Origin of the sequence: Devosia sp., assembly GCF_034675085.1 — a bacterium.
Classification (GTDB): domain Bacteria; phylum Pseudomonadota; class Alphaproteobacteria; order Rhizobiales; family Devosiaceae; genus Devosia.
Genome location: NZ_JAUCDN010000472.1, coordinates 1 through 1,741 on the forward strand (window position 1 = coordinate 1; position 1,741 = coordinate 1,741).

Consider the following 1,741-nt stretch of genomic DNA (forward strand, 5'->3'; position numbering starts at 1 on the left):
TCACCATTGACGAAAAGGGCGTGGGCGAAATGATCGCGCTGGCCATTGCGCGCGGTCGGGCGGCCAATCCCAAGCTCAAGATCGGCATTTGCGGCGAACATGCGGGCGACCCGACCTCGCTGCGCTTCTTTGCCGGTCTTGGTATCGATTATGTCAGTTGCTCGCCCTATCGTGTTCCGGTGGCAAGGCTGACGCTGGCGCAGACTTCTGCTTAAACTGGAGCAGGGCCGGCCTCCGCCGGCGGAAACGGGATGGGACAGGCCGACGTGAAATTCTTGCCGCTCATGGCTTTGCTGCCTTTTTTTACCGTTTCGCCGGCTCTGGCGCAGGGGCAGGGCGGCATAGCACAATGCACCGCCATTGCCGGGGATGCGGAGCGCCTGGCCTGTTATGACGCGCTGTTCCTCAGCCCAAATGGCGGGGCCGAGGCGATCAGCGTCACCCTGCAATCGGAGCAGCTCATTCCGGCCCGGCCGAGCGGGCGTGCGCCGGCGACGATGACGGTTTCCTGCGAGGCCGGCGTCCTGCGCGTCGCTTTCGCCTTTGCCGGAAACACCATGTCGGCGCTGGGGCGCGATGCTGGCATCACCCTGCAATATGACTTGCAGGCGGGACGCAGCCGCACCCTGCCGGTCAATCCCGAAAACACCGCCATCCTGCTCAACACGACCAGCGAGGCGGCGGCCTTTATCGATGGGCTCAACGGCGCCACCAACCTCACCGTGCGGGTGACCCCGGTCAATTCGCGCTCGCTTTCGGTGCGTTTCCGCGTCGATGGGTTCTTCGAGGAAGTGGCGCCGGTGGTGGCCGCCTGCGGCTGACCGCAACGGGCCCCAATTCGGCCTTGGCCCGGCCGCAAAGCCCGTTTACCGGCTGCTAACCCTAATAAGACATGATCCTGTCCGTCGGCTTTTAGCGTCATTTGTGCCGGCGGTTAGTTTTTGTTGCGTAGCGTTGAGTAGCGTTTGATGGCCTCTTCCCACCGGCCCGGGGTGCGTTCGCGCCCGGCCAGAGCGGTTCGCCGGCACGGTCTTGCCCGTTTTCTGGGCATCGGCCTGGCTTGCGGCCTCAGCTATCTCGGGTTCACCATCGGCGCCTTCGGGCCGGCCGAGGGCCTTGCCGAAACGCTGCCCGTCACGCCCGCCATCAGCCTTGCCAGCATCCGCTACGACGGCACCGACCCGGTGATTACCGGCTCGGTCGACCATCTGTTCCAGTCCGCCGGTTTTACCGGTCCGAACCGCGCCGAAAAGACCGACCGCAAGCGGCCCGTGGTCGATGCGCTGGCCTTTTCCCATGGCTTTGCGGCGGTGCGCCAGCATATCGCCGCGCTGCGCGGGGAGGAGATCGATCCGGCCCTGCCCGGGCAGTCGCGCTTTGCCGCGACGGGCGATGTGGAGGTGGGGCCGCGCATGTCCATCGCGGCTCTCAATCCGGCAACCGCGGCCGCGCTCGACGCCATCGCCGGCATTGCCCCGCCGGCCTCTTCCCCCCTGTCCCCGCCCATGCCCATCGTGGCCTCCGAGCAACTGGCCTATGCCCGCGCCAACGCCCCGGCCACCGGCGGTTTCGCCAGCGGCGAGAGCCGCAAGGTTTCGGACAGGGACATGTGGTGCCTGGCTACGGCGATCTATTTCGAGGCGCGTGGCGAAAGCTATCGCGGCCAGGTGGCGGTGGCGCAGGTGGTGCTCAACCGCGTCAACGATCACCGCTATCCCGACACCATTTGCGGCGTGGTCTA

At 66.2% G+C, this 1,741-nt stretch carries 3 protein-coding genes; all 3 read left to right on the forward strand.

Going from position 1 to position 1,741, the window contains the following annotated elements; all coding sequences use genetic code 11:
* Positions 1 to 215: putative PEP-binding protein (locus VDP82_RS17835; RefSeq protein WP_323016158.1), on the forward strand; the 215-nt coding region annotated here is incomplete at its 5' end.
* A gap of 51 nt (positions 216 to 266) precedes the next feature.
* Positions 267 to 821: a hypothetical protein gene (locus tag VDP82_RS17840; protein WP_323016159.1), complete on the forward strand. Its 555-nt coding sequence runs from the start codon at positions 267 to 269 to the stop codon at positions 819 to 821.
* 147 nt (positions 822 to 968) lie between these two features.
* Positions 969 to 1,741, forward strand: a 773-nt coding sequence (locus VDP82_RS18090) for a cell wall hydrolase (RefSeq protein WP_416347142.1), incomplete at its 3' end; no start/stop codon positions are given.